Source organism: Halomonas salinarum (genome assembly GCF_012062845.1).
GTDB lineage: Bacteria > Pseudomonadota > Gammaproteobacteria > Pseudomonadales > Halomonadaceae > Onishia > Onishia salinarum.
Genome location: NZ_WWNB01000009.1, coordinates 96297 through 114179 on the forward strand (window position 1 = coordinate 96297; position 17883 = coordinate 114179).

At 61.0% G+C, this 17883-nt stretch carries 13 protein-coding genes and 1 pseudogene; 10 read left to right on the forward strand and 4 right to left on the reverse strand.

The genetic code is table 11. From position 1 onward, the window contains the following. Positions 1-40: 40 nt before the first annotated feature. On the reverse strand, positions 41-2713 hold the full coding sequence (locus HF027_RS08540) for a bifunctional acetate--CoA ligase family protein/GNAT family N-acetyltransferase (RefSeq protein WP_168014736.1): 2673 nt from the start codon (positions 2711-2713) through the stop codon (positions 41-43). Positions 2714-2880: 167 nt separating this feature from the next. Here HF027_RS08540 and HF027_RS08545 point away from each other — a divergent pair. Then, a pseudogene (locus HF027_RS08545) lies at positions 2881-3363 on the forward strand (GFA family protein). Between the two features lie 3 nt (positions 3364-3366). On the opposite strand, the gene HF027_RS08550 reads toward HF027_RS08545, so the two are convergent. Then, a complete protein-coding gene (locus tag HF027_RS08550) occupies positions 3367-4347 on the reverse strand; it encodes an AraC family transcriptional regulator (protein ID WP_168014738.1) in 981 nt (326 codons plus the stop codon). 301 nt (positions 4348-4648) lie between these two features. Between HF027_RS08550 and HF027_RS08555 the strand changes: the two genes are divergently transcribed. The 3 genes from HF027_RS08555 to HF027_RS08565 all read left to right on the forward strand — a co-directional run bounded on the left by HF027_RS08555 (position 4649) and on the right by HF027_RS08565 (position 7393). Beyond that, a complete protein-coding gene (locus tag HF027_RS08555; RefSeq protein WP_168014740.1) occupies positions 4649-5716 on the forward strand; it encodes an NAD(P)-dependent alcohol dehydrogenase in 1068 nt (355 codons plus the stop codon). Positions 5717-5943: 227 nt separating this feature from the next. Further along, entirely contained in the window at positions 5944-6798 is an 855-nt protein-coding gene (locus HF027_RS08560) for a PA4780 family RIO1-like protein kinase (protein WP_168014742.1), read from the forward strand. Between the two features lie 139 nt (positions 6799-6937). Continuing rightward, positions 6938-7393, forward strand: coding sequence for an aminoacyl-tRNA deacylase (locus tag HF027_RS08565; RefSeq protein ID WP_168014744.1), 456 nt, complete (start codon positions 6938-6940; stop codon positions 7391-7393). 44 nt (positions 7394-7437) lie between these two features. Here HF027_RS08565 and HF027_RS08570 read toward each other — a convergent pair whose 3' ends face one another. Continuing rightward, positions 7438-8718, reverse strand: coding sequence for an MgtC/SapB family protein (locus HF027_RS08570; protein WP_168014746.1), 1281 nt, complete (start codon positions 8716-8718; stop codon positions 7438-7440). A gap of 352 nt (positions 8719-9070) precedes the next feature. Here HF027_RS08570 and HF027_RS08575 point away from each other — a divergent pair, with 352 nt between their 5' ends. The 6 genes from HF027_RS08575 to HF027_RS08600 all read left to right on the forward strand — a co-directional run bounded on the left by HF027_RS08575 (position 9071) and on the right by HF027_RS08600 (position 15823). Beyond that, a complete protein-coding gene (locus HF027_RS08575) occupies positions 9071-10207 on the forward strand; it encodes an ABC transporter ATP-binding protein (RefSeq protein WP_168014748.1) in 1137 nt (378 codons plus the stop codon). Between the two features lie 247 nt (positions 10208-10454). Beyond that, positions 10455-11582 carry an ABC transporter substrate-binding protein gene (locus HF027_RS08580; RefSeq protein WP_245184608.1) on the forward strand — a complete coding sequence of 376 codons (1128 nt, stop codon included), beginning with the start codon at positions 10455-10457 and terminating at the stop codon, positions 11580-11582. Positions 11583-11712: 130 nt separating this feature from the next. Then, the gene (locus HF027_RS08585; protein WP_168014750.1) at positions 11713-12966 is read left to right on the forward strand and encodes an ABC transporter permease; all 1254 of its coding nucleotides are present in this window, start codon (positions 11713-11715) and stop codon (positions 12964-12966) included. Positions 12967-12970: 4 nt separating this feature from the next. Next, positions 12971-13822, forward strand: coding sequence for an ABC transporter permease (locus HF027_RS08590; RefSeq protein ID WP_168014752.1), 852 nt, complete (start codon positions 12971-12973; stop codon positions 13820-13822). A gap of 274 nt (positions 13823-14096) precedes the next feature. After that, entirely contained in the window at positions 14097-14537 is a 441-nt protein-coding gene (locus HF027_RS08595; protein WP_168014754.1) for a LexA family protein, read from the forward strand. Between the two features lie 8 nt (positions 14538-14545). Further along, positions 14546-15823 carry a Y-family DNA polymerase gene (locus tag HF027_RS08600; protein WP_168014784.1) on the forward strand — a complete coding sequence of 426 codons (1278 nt, stop codon included), beginning with the start codon at positions 14546-14548 and terminating at the stop codon, positions 15821-15823. A 493-nt stretch (positions 15824-16316) separates the two neighbouring features. Here the strand turns inward: HF027_RS08600 and HF027_RS08605 are convergent, their stop codons facing one another. Further along, positions 16317-17822, reverse strand: a complete 1506-nt coding sequence (locus HF027_RS08605; RefSeq protein WP_168014756.1) for a P-loop ATPase, Sll1717 family — start codon at positions 17820-17822, stop codon at positions 16317-16319. Positions 17823-17883 lie beyond the last annotated feature (61 nt).

The following is a 17883-nucleotide window of genomic DNA, read 5'->3' on the forward strand; positions in this document are numbered from 1 at the left end:
CCTGGCGCATTGCCTTGGGGCGCCCGGGAAAACTCAAGCTTCAATGGTCGAGCTTCAATGACAGGGCGATCGAGTCGGCCCCCTCTTCCAGTGGCTGTTCCTTGAAGCCGAGCTCTCTGGCCATGCGCCGCATGGCCTGGTTCTCCAGCATGACCTCGCCTTCAACCCAGGTGATGCCCATGCGGCGTGCATGGTCGAGTATCGCCTGCATCAGGCAGTAGCCCAGCCCCGAGTGTTTCGTGTCGCTTCTCACCATCACCGCGAATTCGGCCCGCTCCAGGTCGGGGTCGGCGATCAGGTGCACGGCACCGAGAATGCTCTCGGCGTCCTGCGGCAGGGCGACGAAGGCCATCTCGCGATCATAGTCGAGCTGGGTCAGGCGCGCGGCGAAGGCATGATCGAAGCGCTGGATCGCGGCAAAGAAGCGCAGTCGCACGTCATGGTGCTCGGAGCGCTTGAGCATTTCCACCAGCGCATTCTCGTCCTCGGGGCGAATCGGGCGCAGGTGATAGTGTTGGCCCGCCTGAGTGACGATGTCGTGCGCAAGCTCCCGTGGATAGGGGCGGATGGTCATGGGGACGCGCGGCTCGCTGGCCTCGCGCACCACCACGCGGGCATCCAGGGCGATCACGCCGCCTGAATCGGCCAGTAGCGGGTTGATGTCCAACGACACGACCCGCGGTAGGCGGATGACCAGCTGCGACAGCTTGACCAGTGCCAGCACGATGGCCTCGATATCGACGGAAGGGCGGTCGCGGTAGCCCTTGAGCAGCCGCGCTATCTGGGTGCGTTCGATCATTTCCCGGGCCAGCAGGGGATTCAGAGGCGGCAGGCCGATCACCCGGTCGCCGATGACTTCCACCGCGGTGCCGCCCTGACCGAACAGGATCACCGGGCCGAAGATCGGGTCCTCGGCGACGCCCAGGATCAGCTCGAAGGCGCCAGGGCGGCGGATCATCGGCTGCATGTTGACGCCTTCAATGCGTGCCTCGGGCATCGACTGGCGTATCCGCTCCAGCATGTCGTCGGTTGCCTGGCGCACGGCCTCGGCCGACGTCAGGTCCGTTTTTACGCCGCCAACATCCGACTTGTGACTGATGTCTTTCGAGAGGATCTTCACCACCGCGGGAAAGCCCATCTCGGCAGCAAAGGCAGCGGCGTCGTCGCCGTTCTGGGCCTGACGGGCGGGCACCACCGGCAGGCTGAAAGCGGCCAGCAGGGCGCTGGCTTCTGGCTCGGTGAGCACCTCGCGGCCGTCGGCGAGAACCGTATCGATGATCGCGTTGGCCTTGGCCGGCGCGTCTTCGGGCAGGTCCGTCACCGCTGGAGGTGTCTCCATCAGCAGCTCATGGTTGCGCTGGTACTGCCACAGGTGGGCGAAGGCCTGCACCGCTTGTTCGGGGGTGTCATAGAAGGGCAGGCGGCGGTCGGCGAAGAGCTGACGTGCCCTGGCCCCGGCGGCCTCGCCAAGCCAGCAGCTGAGTACCGGCAGGTGGCGGGTATGCAGCGTGTTGATCACCGTCTGGGCGGCCTCGTAGCTATCGGCCACGGCGGTCGGGCAGTTGATGATCAGAATGGCATCGGCGTCATTGGCCTCAATCAGCGCCTCCAGCGCCACCACATAACGCTCGCCGGGGGCATCGCCGAGGATGTCCACCGGGTTGCCGTGGGACCAGGTGGCCGGCAAGCGAGCGTCCAGGCGCGCAAGGGTCTTGGGGGAAAGCTCGGCCAGCCGGCCGTTGCCCTCGGCGAGCTCATCCACCGCCAGCACGCCGATGCCACCGCCGTTGGTCAGCACCGCCAGTCGGTCGCCCTTGATCTTCACGCCTGAGGCGAGGGTCCCGACGGCCTGGAACAGTTCGTCGAGGGTCTTGACCCTTAACATGCCGGCGCGGCGAAAGGCGGCATCATAGACCGCATCGGCCCCGGCCAGCGCACCGGTATGCGACATCGCCGCTTTGGCGCCGGCATCGCTGCGGCCGGCCTTGACCACCACAACTGGCTTGTTGCGGGAGGCCATGCGCGCCGCTGACAGGAATTTGCGCGCCTCGCTCACCGCCTCGACATACAAAAGAATCGCGTGGGTATTCGGATCGAGCGCCAGGTAATAGAGCATGTCGCCGAAGTCGACATCGCTCATCGCGCCCAATGACGCCATGTGCGAAAAGCCGATGCCGCGGCTTTCTGCCCAGTCGAGTACCGAGGTGGCGACGGCGCCGGACTGGGTGACGAAGGCCAGATGGCCCGACGACGGCGCGACATGGGCGAAGCTCGCGTTGATGCCGGCATGGGGGGCCATGATGCCCAGGCAGTTGGGGCCGACGATGCGCATCAGGTAAGGCCGCGCGGCATCCAGCACCGCCTGCTTGAGCGCCTGGCCCTCGGCATGATCACCCTCGCCAAAGCCCGCCGTGATCACGACCGCGGCGCGACAGCCGCGCTCGCCGAGCTCCTTGACCAGCCCCGGCACCGTATTCGGTGGGGTGCAGATCACGGCAAGATCCGGGGCGATCGGCAGCTCGGCGACCGAGTGATAGTTGAGGGTAGAGCGGATCGCCGTCTCGTGGGGATTCACGGTCATCACCGGCCCGGCGAATCCTCCCTCGAACAGGTTCTTGGCAAGCACCGCGCCCACCGAGCCTGGGCGGTTGCTGGCGCCGATCAAGGCGATGGAGGAGGGGGTGAACAGGGCATCAAGATTACGAATCGACACGGTATTTCCTCTTGGCGGTCAGGGCTGGGCCTTCGCTAGACGCATCCCTCATGCTAGGCGATGCTGACCGATAGTGACCTGATCGGCGTCAAGGCAGCGCCATGCCGTTAGGCGCGGAGCCGGCCGGGGTTCTCGATCAGGCGACCGATCCAGACGGAGGTATCCTCATGTGGCTTGAAGGTTCATGTCACTGCCAAGCCGTCACCTTCGGGGTGATGGCTCGGCAGCCCTATCCTTTCAATCGCTGCTATTGCTCGGTGTGTCGCAAGACCGCGGGCGCTGGCGGCTATGCGATCAATCTTGGCGCCGACGCCGATAGCCTCAAGGTCCGCGGCGAGGAGCACGTCCACGTTTACCAGGCGGTGATCGATGGCGCGCAGAGCCCCGGCGAGCGTCACTTTTGCAAGCACTGCGCGTCGACCCTGTGAGTCTATGACCCACTCTGGCCTGAGCTCGTCCACCCCTTCGCCTCGGCAATCGACACCCCGCTGCCTGTGCCGCCGGAGCACGTGCACCTGATGCTGGCAGCCAAACCCGACTGGGTCGAGCTCGCTCCCGACCCGGCGGATCGCTGCTTCGAGGGTTACCCGGACGAGAGCCTCGCTGATTGGCACCGGCGGTTGGGGCTTGAAGATGAGCCACCGGCCTAGGCATCAGCTGGCAGAAACATCGCTCAAGTCACGGGGCCGGCGGCGATCCTTGAGGGGGCTCAGGCCGAAGGTGCGCTTGTAGTCGCGGCTGAACTGGGCAACGCTGCGATAGCCGACGGCCTCGGCGGTCTGGTTAACGTTCAGGTCATCGTGACTCAAAAGCTGGCGCGCCTTGATCAGCCTCAGGCGCTTCAGGTATTGCAGCGGTGTGGCGCGGGTCACCTGCTTGAAGTGCTGATGAAACGACGAGACGCTCATGTTGGCATCCCGCGCCAGCTCTTCAATCGAGGTGGTCTGGGCGACATCGGCATGCATCTGGGTCAGCGCCTGAATGATCTGTGAATAGTGCCCCTGATGATTGACCAGCGCGCGCAGTGCCGCTCCCTGTTCGCCCTTGAGGGCCTCGAAGATCACTTCGCGTACTCGGGCTTGCCCCATCACCTGCGCATCCAGGGGATCGTTCAGGGCGCGCAGCAGTCTCACCACGGCTTCCTGCATGCTGGCGGTCATCGCCACCGAGGCCATCGGCAGCGGGTCGCTTGAGGGCGCCTTGGCGTTGAAGCGGGGCTCGGTGCCTTTTCCACGCCCGGTTTCAGTTCCTGTCTCGAGCCCTTTCTCAAGCCCTTTCTCAAGCCCTGTTTCAAGCCCCGTCTCGGCGACCAGTTCACTGAGTACCGCAGGGTCGATACGCACGGAAAGCCCAAGCAATGGCTCCTCTGGCGTGGCGAAGGTCTCGCACTCGAAGGGCAGCGGCAGTGTCTGCACCAGATACTGCCCCGGGTCGTAGTGGATTTCGCGGTCGCCGAGATAGCCGATCTTGCGGCCCTGAACGACAATCACCAGGCTCGGCTCGTACATCAATGGTGTACGCGGCACCTGGTGATGACAGGCCATCAGCGAGACGGCAGGTATGGCGCTTGGCGTATAGCCATCGCGCTCGATCATCGGCTCGATCAGCGCCAACAGGCGGGAAGAAAGTGGCATGGGGGGTCCTGTCGGTGAGGGTGAGTCGGTGATATCGAGTCGTTCATTGCGATGAAGTCATCATGGGCTGAAGCAGGGTCGGCCAGAGGCGTCGAGCCCGGCAGTACCGCTCGCAGCGATGGCCACATGATGACCGAATCAGGTGGTTTTTGGCGAGAAAACCCGCTTCAGGGCAAGGCAGTTTGTAGGAATGAGCAAAAATGGCGCAGGATCGTTGGTCGTAGTGGCACTGTCACAGGAGCACAATGCCTGCATATCATCATTCATATGAGCCCAACTCTCTCAGGAGGATGCGTCACACATGAGTCATCAAGCCAACGCTTATGCCGCACATTCAGCCGAGACGGACCTTGCGCCGTTCAGCTTTGAGCGTCGCACGCCGCGCGCGGACGATGTGTCCATCGAGATCGACTACTGCGGCGTCTGCCACTCGGACCTGCACTTTGCCCGTAACGACTGGGGCATGAGCCAGTATCCGCTGGTGCCGGGGCACGAGATCGTCGGGCGCGTGACCGCTGTCGGCAGCGATGTCACCAAGTACAAGGTCGGCGATGTGGTCGGCGTGGGTTGCATGGTGGATTCCTGCCGCCATTGCAGCGCCTGCAAGGACGATCTGGAGCAGTACTGCCTCGAAGGCATGACCATGACCTACGGCAGCCCGGACCGTCACGATGGCACCATGACCCAGGGTGGCTACTCCGATTCGGTCGTGGTCAGCGAGCACTTCGTGGTCTCGATTCCCGACAAGCTGGACCCGGCAGTGGCAGCACCGCTGCTCTGTGCCGGCATCACCACCTATTCACCGCTGCGCCACTATGGCGTCAAGGCCGGTGACAAGGTCGGCGTCATCGGCATGGGCGGCCTGGGCCACATGGGCCTCAAGTTCGCCAAGGCGATGGGCTGTGAAGTCACGCTGTTTACGCGCTCGGAGGCCAAGGTCGGCGAAGCCAAGAAGCAGGGCGCCGATCATGTCATCGTCTCAAGCGACGAGGAGCAGATGGCGGCCGCCGCCGAGCACTTCGACTTCCTGCTCGACACCGTGCCGGTACCCCATGACCTCAACCCGTACCTCGGGACGCTCAAGTACGACGGTACGCACATCCTGGTCGGCCTGATCCAGGAAGTGGACCCGGCGCTGATGGGGGGCAACCTGGTGATGAAGCGTCGTGTGTTGGCCGGCTCCTTGATCGGCGGCATGGCGGAAACCCAGGAAGTGCTGGATTTCTGCGCCGAACACGACATCACCTGCGATATCGAGATGCTCGATATCAAGAATATCAATGAAGGGTTTGAGCGCATGCAGAAGGGCGACGTGAAGTATCGCTTCGTCATCGACATGGCAACGCTCAAGGACGACAAGGCGGCCTAAACCACGTCTCTGCACGCCTTGCGCCCGCCCTCGGCCTCGCCGTGGGCGGGCGTTTTCATGTCGGGCCGGAAAGCATCGGTGCGCCGCGGGTGTCGGGAGCGGTGCGCGCTTCCGGGATGAATTTTGCCTGCGCTGGTTTACCCTTAGCCCCGTTTATCATGCGATGATACGCACAGCGCCTGACTCGTGGGCGTGCAACCGGCAAGGCAGGGCCCAGACCAGGCGTTATGAAGATACCCAAGAGACTGCAACCGCTCGTCGAAGACGGCATGATCGATGCCGTGGAAGGTCAGCTAATGAGCGGCAAGGAAGCCAATGTCTATGTGGTGCGCTGCGGCGACACCTTGCGCTGTGCCAAGGTCTTCAAGGAGGCGAGCCAGCGTAGCTTCAAACAGGCCGTGCAGTACCAGGAAGGTCGCAAGGTGCGTAACACCCGCCGTGCCCGTGCGATGTCAAAGAAGACCCGCTATGGCCAACAGGAGCAGGAATCCGCCTGGTTGAACGCCGAGGTAGATGCGCTCTATCGCCTGGCGTCGGCTGGCGTGCGGGTGCCCGAGCCGCATGGTTTCATCGATGGCGTGCTGCTGATGGAACTGGTGGCCGACGCCGACGGGGATGCCGCACCGCGCCTGGATGATTGTGAATTGAGCGAGGACGAAGCCCTTGCCTATCACGATCAGGTGATCCGTGAAGTGGTGCGCATGCTGTGTGCTGGCCTGGTGCACGGCGATTTGTCGGAGTTCAACGTGCTGCTCGACGCTACGGGACCGGTGATCATCGATCTGCCGCAGGCGGTGGACGCTGCCGGCAACAACAGCGCGGCGATGATGCTACGCCGCGATGTGGATCGCATGCGCGCCTATTTCGGCCGTTTCGCGCCGTCCTTGCTCGACACCGAATACGGCCACGAGATATGGGCGCGTTTCGAGGCCGGCGAGCTGACGCCTGACAGCCAATTGACTGGCCGCTTCGTTCACGACACCCAGCAGGTCGATGTCGACGACCTGATGGCGGTGATCGATGACGTCATCGAGGAAGAAAGCGAGCGCCGCGAGCGCGCCCAGGACGAGGAGCTCGATTAGCCCTGCCCGGCATTCGAGGTGCCTGTTTTACTCCGCCATGAGCCTGCGCGACGCTCAACAGATTGCTCACCACTGACTATGCTGAAGGGAGCCGCCATGCATTGTGCATAGCCAGTTAGCCAGTCCAAGGGTGATCGCCATGTCCATGGAACACGTGACACGCTATCTCGATGAACACGACGTCAAGTACGTCATCATGCAGCATTCCCCCGCCTTCACCGCGCAGGAGATCGCCGAGGCCGTCCATGTCTCCGGCCGCCACTTTGCCAAGAGCGTGGTAGTGAAGATCGATGGCCGGCTGGCGCTGGCCGTCCTGCCGGCCAGCGATCAGGTCGACCTGCCTCGTCTGACCCAGTCCGTCGGCGCCAGCACCATCGAACTGGCGACGGAGGATGAGTTCAAGGACCGTCTGCCGGATTGCGACGTCGGGGCGATGCCGCCCTTCGGCAACCTCTTCGATATGGAGGTCTTCGTCTCTCCTCACCTGACCGCCAGCGACCTGATCGCCTTCAATGCCTGCACGCATACCGACGTCCTGCAACTGCCCTACGCGACATTCGCGCGGCTGGTGAATCCCATCGAGGTGGCCTTGTGACGAAGTGGCGCCCGGACGCCGGGTGAGCCGCCGTTGGGGGGAACCTACAGCAGCCAGGCCACTGCGAGCCCCGCCAACAGTGATATGACCATCGGTCCTGCCACGCGCCAGCCCACGTCCTTGGTGCCGATGATGCCCGCCATCCCCGTCTTGACCAGGTTATTGACCGAGGCCGCCAGCACGATGCCGATCACCGCCGTGGGAATCGCCAGGCCTTGTTCGGCCATGCGCGTCAGCGCCAGGGTGGCGGCACCTACGTCGGCAATGCCCGAGACCGCAGACAGCAGATAGATACCGGCATCACCCAGCCACTCGCCAAGCCACTCACCCAGCAGCATCACCGCCGTCAACATGGCACCGAACAGCAACGCCGAGCTGAGTTCCAGCGGGTTCTGGGTGGGAATCTTTTCCTCCAGGTCGGCGCAACCATGATGGGTGCGCCACAGCCATAGCGCCGGCAGCAGCAGCAGCGTTGCCATGACCAACACCGGCGCGAGCAGCGTCGGCAGCAGAGCCGGGTAGAGCACCAGGCAATAGAGCAGAATGCGCGGAAACATGGTGCCGCAGGCCATCAGGATGCCGGCGGCCAGCAGCGGGCTTAGCCCCGGCGAGCGTTGCGACAGACGAGCGAAGTGCAGGGTCAGGGCAGTGGAGGAACTCAGCCCGGCAAACAGGCTGGTGAAGAGGATGCCGCGGCGAGTGCCGCCCAGGCGCATGGCGAAATAGCCGACGAAGGAGATCGTGGCGATCATGATCACCAGCCACCAGATGGTCGTTGGGTTGATGGCACCACCCGGCCCCAGGTCCTGATTAGGCAGCAGCGGCAGGATCACCACCGTGATCAGCAGGAGCTTGAAACCGGCATCCAGCTCATGGCGCTGCAACTTGTGCAGCAGGCCATGAATCTCGCGCTTGCTGTCGAGGATCATCGCCGTGATCACGGCCGCCGCACCGGCAAGGGCCGGGTCGACGGCCATCGCCAGGGCGCCATAGCAGAAGGTCAGCAGCATGCCGACCAGGCCGGTGATGCCGTAGTTGGGCACCTCGCGAACCCGCGCCTGATAGGCGATCAGGCTGGTGACGGTGATCCCCAGGAAGATCGCCGGAAAGGCCCAGACGGTGAGGCGCTCGGCGAGCAAGGCGGCGACGCCGCCGAGCAGGCCCACCAGGGCGAAGGTGCGAATACCGGCGACTCGCTGGCCCTTGGCCTCGTGGCGGGAGTCCCAACCGCGCTCCAGGCCGATCAGCGCGCCCAGCAGCAAGGCCACCCCCAGGCGGATGGCCAGGTGATGACTGGTCAGAAATTGTTGGGTGACCTCGTCCATTGGCACGCCTCCTTGCCTGCCCGCCACCGCTTGAGCCTGCCGCTGACTTCAGCATGGCCAGCCCAAGCCTTTGGGTTCGGCCAGGGCCGATAAGCTCATGCTTGCATCGGCACAGGGCGGTGCGCGGTTACCTAATGTAACTATCAGAAATGACCTGAGTCAGCATCGGGTCTTTTCAACGCTGGTTGTCCCGACCGTTCTTGTATTAGCAAAGCCGTTCGCTCTACTGTTCATTCAAGCTGTGGAAAAAGTATGAGACGTTTGCTTACTGGATGTCGCCCTCCACAGTCGGCCATGACCATTGCAGCAAAATAATCACAATCACAATAACGGCGACGCACAGGAACCCGGCATGACCCAACCTCTCGCAGCAGCGGCCAGTGCTCCGGCCGAGTCCGAGGATGAATCGCTATTTGCCCGTTTCATCGATGTACAGAAGAGCTATGACGGTGTGGAACTGGTCGTCAAAGGCTTCAATCTCGATATACGTCGGGGCGAATTCGTGACCCTCTTGGGGCCATCCGGCTCGGGCAAGACGACCTGTCTGATGATGATGGCGGGGTTCGAGACGCCTACCCATGGCGAGATTCTGCTCAAGGGCACACCGATCAATGGGCTGCCACCCCACAAGCGTGGCATCGGCATGGTGTTCCAGAACTATGCCCTCTTTCCGCACATGACCGTTGCCGAGAACCTGGCCTTTCCCCTTGAAGTGCGCGGCCTGTCCAAGGACGAGATCAATCAGAAGGTCAGACAGACACTCGAGAAGGTACAGCTCGGGGACTTCGGTGACCGTCGTCCCGCCCAGCTCTCCGGTGGCCAGCAGCAGCGTGTGGCGCTGGCGCGAGCGCTGGTTTTCGAACCCGACCTGGTGCTGATGGACGAACCGCTGGGCGCATTGGACAAGAACCTTCGCGAGGAAATGCAGTACGAGATCAAGCGCATCCACGCCGACCTTGGCGTGACCATGATCTACGTGACCCACGATCAGACCGAGGCGCTGACCATGTCGGATCGCATCGCGGTGTTCAACGATGGCGTGGTGCAGCAGCTGGCAAGCCCCGAGACCCTCTACGAGGAGCCTGAGAACGCCTTCGTGGCTTACTTTATCGGCGAGAACAATCGGCTGGTCGGCGAAGTGACCGAACAGCAGGGCGAGACCTGCACGGTACGCCTGGACAGCGGCGAGACGGTGATGGCCAAGCCGGTCGCCGTCGAGGGGCCGGGGTCGCGTACGACGCTTTCGCTGCGTCCGGAGCGGGTCTCGATCCTTGGCGAGGATGACGCCGCACGCTTCGACAACGTCTTCACTGCTCGCGTCAAGGAAGTGATTTACCTGGGTGATCACCTACGCACCCGTCTGTCGGTATGCGGCAGCGATGAATTCATTCTCAAGACGCCCAATGCCTCCGGCCATCACAGCCTGCGCCCGGGGCAGGACATCCAGGTCGGCTGGTGCAGCGCCGACTGCCGCGCGCTGGATGCCTAGGCAAGAGTGCTAAAAAGCGTACTTAAAAAGGGGGGGGCAACAGGATACGAAACAGGGGGTTAGAAGGGCAGGGCGTACTCTCTCCTCGCAGGGAGATGGTTGGCCACACGGGATGGCGTAGCGCGACATGACGCTCAGTCTCTCCATCGCTCAACCAGGTAACACTCAGTTCGACACGATTCAGAACAACACAGAAAAGCACTAGCAAGCACAACACAACCAAGCACAACAATAAGTGGAGAGTGTGATGTACAACGTCATCAAGCAGGTAGCCGGTCGTCGTTCGATGCGAATCAAGCGCACCTCGTTGGCCCTGGTCGGCCTCAGTGCTCTGGCCGCGGCGGTCAGCGCTCAGGCGGAAACCCTCAATATCGTCTCCTGGGGCGGGGCCTACAGTGAGAGCCAGCAGAAGGCCTACCACGAGCCCTGGATGGAGAAGACCGGTGATGAGATCGTCAACATCGATCGCAGCGCCAATGGTCTGGCCGGGCTGCGCGCCCAGTCGCAGGCCGGCAACGTGACCTGGGATCTGGTCGACATGCTGCCTGCCGATGCCCTGATCGCCTGTGCCGAGGGCCTGATCGAGCCGCTTGACCACGATGCCCTGTTGGCGGATGCGCCGGATGGCACGCCGCCCAGCGAAGACTTCGTCGACGGCGCGCTGGATGAGTGCTTCGTTGCCTCGATCGTCTATTCCAATATCGTCGCCTTCAATACCGAGATGTTCCCCGAGGACAACCAGCCGAGCACCATCGCCGATGTCTTCGATCTGGAGAACTTCCCGGGCAAGCGCACCCTGATGCGCAAGCCGATCAACAACCTCGAATGGGCCCTGGTGGCTGACGGTGTGGCGCCGGAAGATGTCTATGACGTGCTCTCCACCGATGAAGGCGTGCAGCGTGCCTTCGCCAAGCTCGATACCATCAAGGATCAGGTCATCTGGTGGCAGGAAGGCGCTCAGCCGCCCCAGCTGCTGGCGGACCAGGAAGTCGCCTTCGGCTCGGCCTACAACGGGCGCATCTTCAACGCCATGACGAGCGAAGGCCAGCCCTTCGAGATCATCTGGGACGCTCAGGTCTTCGAGCTCGATGGTTGGGTAGTGCCGACCGGCAAGCTCGACAAGGTCAAGGACTACCTCCACTTCGCCACCGATACCCAGCGTCTCGCCGATCAGGCTCGCTATATCTCCTACGGTCCGGCCCGTAAATCATCCTCGGGTATGGTCACCACCCATGCCGAGACTGGCATCGAGATGACCCCGCATATGCCGACCTACCCGCCCAACTTTGCCACCGCCATTCCCAAGAATGACGAGTTCTGGGCCGACAACATCGATGAGCTAAGCCGCCGCTTCGACGCCTGGCTGGCCATGTAAGATTCAGCACCGCCTTCGGGCGGTGCTCTGCTTTCCCCGTGCCTCGCCTGTGCCACGGCTGCCGTGACGCAAGGCGGGGTTGCGAACGACCGGTGAGCCACTCACCGGTGACCCGAATGGAGAGGCACGCGTGTCTGATTCCCCCTCTGCTCCGCTGACCACCGCCGACGGCGTGCCGCTGAAAGTTAGTCTGCGCCGCGCCTCGCGTCGCTTGAAAATCAAGGCCCTGTTGCTGGTCTCGCCGCTGCTGGCCTTCCTGGTCATTGCCTTCGTCATGCCGATCTTCGACATGCTCTGGCGCAGCGTCGACAACCCCGAAGTCTCCAATGCCCTGCCGCATACCGTGGAGGCACTCGAGGGCTGGGATGGCGAGAGCTTGCCTAGTGAGCCGGTCTTCGCTGCGCTGGCGCAAGACTTAAAGACCGGTCAGGAGGCTCGCAACCTGGGCCTGGTGTCGAGCCGCCTGAACTATGAAAAATCGGGCATGCGCTCGGCGGTGATGGGCACCGCCCGTCGTCTGTCGCGTATCGAGCCGCCCTACAAGGCGGCACTGATCGACGCCAACGACGCCTGGGGCGAGCTCGATACCTGGCAGTTGATCAAGCGTGAATCGTCGCCCTATACCCTGTCGTACTACCTGGCAGCGGTCGATATGCAGTACACCCCTTCTGGTGAGATCGTCGAGGTGCCTGATTACCTGCAGATCCATCTGGCGCTGTTCTGGCGAACCTTCTGGATGAGCGGGCTGATCACGCTGTTGACGCTGGTGCTTGGCTATCCGATCGCCTTCCTGCTCGCCAACCTGCCGGCGCGGCGCGCCAACCTGCTGATGATCCTGGTGCTGCTGCCGTTCTGGACCTCGCTGCTGGTGCGCACCACGACCTGGATTGCCATCCTGCAGTCGCAGGGGGTACTCAACGACGTCATGGTGTCGCTTGGGGTGATCGCGGACGAGATGCGATGGCAGATGATCTACAACAAGACCGGCACCATCACGGCCATGACGCATATCTTGCTGCCGTTCATGATCCTGCCGCTGTATTCGGTGATGAAGACGATTCCCCCAAGCTACATGCGGGCCGCGCGATCCCTTGGCGGCAAGCCGTTCCTGTCGTTTCGGCGCGTCTATTTCCCGCTGACCATTCCGGGCATCGCCGCTGGCGGCATCCTTGTATTCATCCTCTCGATCGGCTACTACATCACGCCGGCGCTGGTGGGTGGCCAGTCGGGACGCTTCATCACCAACTACATAGCCTATCACATGCAGACCTCGCTGAACTGGGGCCTGGCCGCGGCGATCGCCTCGATCCTGCTGTTTGTGGTCATCGTGTTCTACATGATCTTTAACCGCCTGATTGGCGTCGACAAAGTCAAACTGGGGTAATGTGATGGCGATTCCTTCCTATGCCACCCGTGGCGAACGCATCTGGCACTACGTCTTTCTCGGGCTGTGTGCGCTGATCTTTCTGTTCCTGGTCGGCCCGCTGCTGGTGATCATCCCGCTGTCGTTCAATGCCGAGCCGTACTTCACCTTCTCGGAGGCGATGCTGAGCTTTGATCCGGCGGGCTACTCGCTGCGCTGGTATGAGGACTTCTTTACCTCGAGTGAATGGCTGAACTCGATCAAGAACAGCTTTATCATCGGCATCTCCTCGACGGTGCTTGCCACGGTGCTCGGCACCATTGCCGCGCTTGGCCTGTCGAGCCGGCACATGCCGGCCCGCGGGCTGATCATGGCGCTTCTGATCTCGCCGATGATCGTGCCGTTGATCATTTCGGCGGCCGCGATGTTCTTCTTCTTCTCGAAGATTCAGCTGGCCCAGACCTACCTGGGGGTGATCCTCGCCCACACGGCGCTGGGTATTCCCTTCGTGGTGATCACGGTAACGGCGACCCTGTCGAGCTTCGATACCACTCTGATCCGGGCCGCGCACAGCCTGGGTGCCAGCCCAACCCGCACCTTTTTCAAGGTGGTGCTGCCGCTGGTCACGCCGGGGGTGGTGTCGGGGGCGCTGTTCGCCTTCATTACCTCCTTCGACGAGGTGGTGGTGGTGCTGTTCATCGCCGGGCCCGAGCAGCGCACCATGCCGATCCAGATGTGGTCGGGCATTCGCGAGCAGATCAGCCCGACCATCCTCGCGGTGGCAACGATGCTGGTGCTGCTGTCGATGCTGCTGCTGGCAACGCTTGAAATGCTGCGGCGGCGCAGCGAGCGGCTGCGCGGCATGAGCCCTGGTTGATGCCACCGCCACGGGTCGCATTCAGGGCCCGTGGTATGTCCCTCCCTTGGACGCCGACGCGGTTGCGCGCGGCGTCGTTCTTTCTCAACGGCATCTTCCTGTGGCCAAGCCCATCGAGCGCGCTGTACCGGGCTTTCGCCACCTCTTCGTGTAGGTAGGCGTAGTAAGTGAGCGTGGCGGGTGGGAGTCTCGGCCCAGCACATTAGTGTTTGCCTAAGACGGCTCTTATGGCTAATACTGTATAGATAGACAGTATTCGACAAGAGGCACCGCCATGCGAGCTTGCGAGATCTTCCAGGCACACGCGACACCGCCCGCGCAGGACCTGCCCCACCCGCAGACCACCATCCGCGCCGGCATATCCGGGTTCCCCTCGCCAGCGGAGGACTACGTGGGCCGCACGCTGGATCTCAATGAGCGTCTGGTGAAGCGCCCCTCGGCGACCTTCTTCATGACCGTGACCGGCGACAGCATGGAAGGCTTCGGTATCCAGGATGGCGACACCCTGGTGGTCGATCGCTCGGTGAATGCCAAGCCCGGCCATATTCTGGTGGCGCTGGTGGATGGCGAGGTGATCGTCAAACGCTACGAGATCCTCGGCAAGCGGCCCTACCTGTGCTCCGGCAACGAGCGCTATGCGCCGATCCCGGTCACGGACCTGGATTGCCAGGTGTGGGGCGTGGTGCGCTCGGTGATTCACGAGTACCCGGTATGAGCCACCCGATGATCGGCCTGGTCGACTGCAACAACTTCTACGTGAGCTGCGAGCGGGTCTTCCAGCCGCGCCTGGAAGGCGTGCCCGTGGGGGTGATGTCCAACAACGATGGCTGTGTGATCGCCCGCTCCAGCGAGCTTAAGACGCTGGGTGTGGAGATGGGCACCCCGGCCTTTCAGTTGCAGCAGTGGGTCAACCAGGGGCGCATCCACCTGCTCTCGTCGAACTACGAGCTGTATGGCGATATGTCGGCCCGGGTACGCGAGGTGCTCGAGGAGTTCTCGGCTGGCGTCGAGCCTTACTCCATCGACGAGATGTTCGTGCGCTTCGACGGCTTCGATGCCGCCACCACGCTTGCCCTGTCGCGCACCCTCTACCGCAATGTCCGCCAGTTCACCGGCATACCCGTCTGCGTGGGCGTGGCCCCCACCCGCACCCTGGCCAAGCTCGCCAACCGTGCCGCCAAGAAGCTGCCCGAATACGCCGGCGTTTGCGTGCTCCACGGCGAGAGCGACGAGACGCGCCGCCTGCTCGAGTGCACCCCTCTGGGCAATGTATGGGGCGTGGGCCGCCGGCTGGTCGAGCGGCTGGCCCTGCAAGGCATCGAGACTGCCTGGGACCTGCGCTGCGCCGACCCTAAAACCATTCGCCGGCGCTTCTCGGTGACACTCGAGCGCACCGCCCGCGAGCTGCAGGGCACGCCCTGCATCGATATGAACGACACTGACGAGCCCCGCCAGCGCATCATGACTTCGCGCTCCTTCGGTCGCCTGACCGGCGAGATGAGCGAGCTGCAGGAGGCCATTCGCCAGCACGCCCAACGCGGCGCCGAGAAGCTGCGCGAGCAGGCAAGCCACGCCCGCGCCGTGCTGGTGTTCTTGAAGACCAACCGCCACCGGCAAGACCTGGCCCAGTATTCCCCCAGCATCGTCGCTGAATTGACCGAGCCCACCGACGACAGCCGTCCGATCGTTGCCGCCGCACAGCAGGCCCTGGCCGAGATCTACCGGCCCGGCTACCGGTTCATGAAGGCCGGCGTGATGCTGCTCGACCTGGTGGACGCCAACCGCGAACAGCTCTCGCTGCTGGATACCCCCGACAGCGCCGCCGATCGCGAGCGCAGCGAACGCCTGATGAGCACGCTGGACGAGCTTAACCAGAAGATGGGCCGCGGCACCGTGCGCCTGGGTGTGCGCCGCCATGACGCCGCCTGGCAGCTGCGCTGTGCGCATCGCACGCCGAGGTGGACAACGCAGTGGGAAGAACTGCTCAGCGCCAAGGCTTGAGCCGCAAAAAAACGATTACAGCACAGCCTTTGCCTACTATTTCCTACATTCCAGCCATGACACCTTGCTTATAGTTACCCTTCTGCGAGGAGGCGTGAACCATGGACGAAATAGATATGTACCCAGAGCCATCCGGCGGCTGGATCATGGCCTGCCCCTGCGGCGCTACAGAAATTCGCGGCAGGAAGTCAAATCACTGGACAGCATTCGACTTAGGCTGGCTGGATAAGCAGAACTACCGATTGTCTTGTCTGGACTGTGGGCATACGACCGAGCGAACGGCTCAGGAAATGGCGGCTGGGGTTTAGCACCCAAGGAGAGCGTCATCGCCGGGAGCACCAACACGACCTAGGTGCCAAGCGCCACGTTGTAGCGTGGCGTCAGCTCCCGAGGCTCTAGCGGTAATCTCAGAGCCTCGGGAGGGTTTTTGTTAAGGGGCTATAGAAAGCGAAGCAGCCATACATACAAAAACTTGAATTTTTTGACAATTCGATCAAGAAGCCTTGCCTTGTACCATATCGAGCGCAGGGCGATAAATGAATGGAACCCAGTATGAAGCTTCTCCTTTGGATTCTCTTTTCTGGAAAAAACCAATTTCGATTAAGCGATTTGCGATGGAGAGAGCCTCATCTTCGCTAACGCTCCAAAGCTCAGAAAGAGTTTTTAAAAACTGCTCGGTCTTTTGTTCAGAGAGTTCCAAAATCCATTTTTTCATGTCACTATATTCAGCAAATATTGTCTTGTTTAGTCTCTCCCTTGAGACTTCTTCATGTGCGGTCTTGAAAGACTTTTCAGAGAAAAGTCTTACTCCAGAAATATCCAGGTCGCCTACTTCTATGCGATCAATTTCTGCACGTTTTGCTTCCTCTAAGAGATGTATTAACTCTCTAGGAGCATGAATACCATTTCCGTCTCTAATCCGCGAAAGCATCCAGTCGAAAGATGTCCCCTTCTTTTGGCCGACATCAACTTGGTCTGGGAAAGCTGAGTAGTAAAGATCTTGCTGCTTGATAATATCAGAAAGGATTTCGGCTATGTTGCAATCATATAGATCCACAATGACATTGTTACTTAAGAAACGCCGTATAACTAGGTTCATTAGGCCTGTAGAGTCCCAGTCAATTGTAAGTGACCGGGTTATATGGCTAGCCTCTCTAAATCCGTCAGCAACAATTCTCTCCCAGATGTCATCTCGGATGAAAATTTTAAGGACGATGTTTTTGTAAGCAGCAAAGTCCAAATAAACCTTAAAAAGAGCCCTTAGCGCTTTAGATTCGAGGGCCATGTTTTCCGCAAAAGCGACATCAAGTCGATCGAGAAGAATCCAGACGTCATAGCCATAATTATCTAAAGCATTGTTAGCATCATCAAGAAGCTCATCAATGGAATGGAAGCCTTGGTCAGCTTGGTACGAATCAGGCTCTTTGAAAACGATCCTCCCAACTACACCCGTAACATTGCCGGCTGGATCGTATTTCAATTCAGTTTCAGCAGCTTCCCATGCAGCCAATCTCTTCACATAATCTAGCGAAGAAGAAAGTAAGCGCGACAAGCTAAATTTTCTCTGCATCAAGCCGGCTTTTTCTAGCTGTTTGATGACTAGCTTTGCTCCTGAGTTATCAATCCCATAGTCTCTAAACACCATTCCTAGCAAGGATAAAAAATACAGTTTCCATAAGTTCCCAAGCTCGCGTTCAGAAATGTCATCATGAGACTCTAAGCTTTTGAATGCCGGAGCGCCTTGTGGCCTTTCAGCGCTAGTTATTACAGTTCCGCAATCTAGTAGATAGTCTTCCTTTTGGAGCATCAAAGAGTATATAGCACTTTTTCCAGTCCCTTTGGCACCATATACAATATCAACTTCGCCCCCAATGATTCGCTCCCACTGATCTGTCTCAACAAAATATCCAGCCAGTTCTGAGCTTTCTTCCTCAGCAATCCTCTTGCCAAAGGAAACCTGTTGAAGAATTTTTTTCTTGTCCAGTTGAGAATCGATCAAAGCTTTATACCCCCTGCATCCATTGCATAAAAATATTAATAGCCCTATTTCAAAGAGGGGT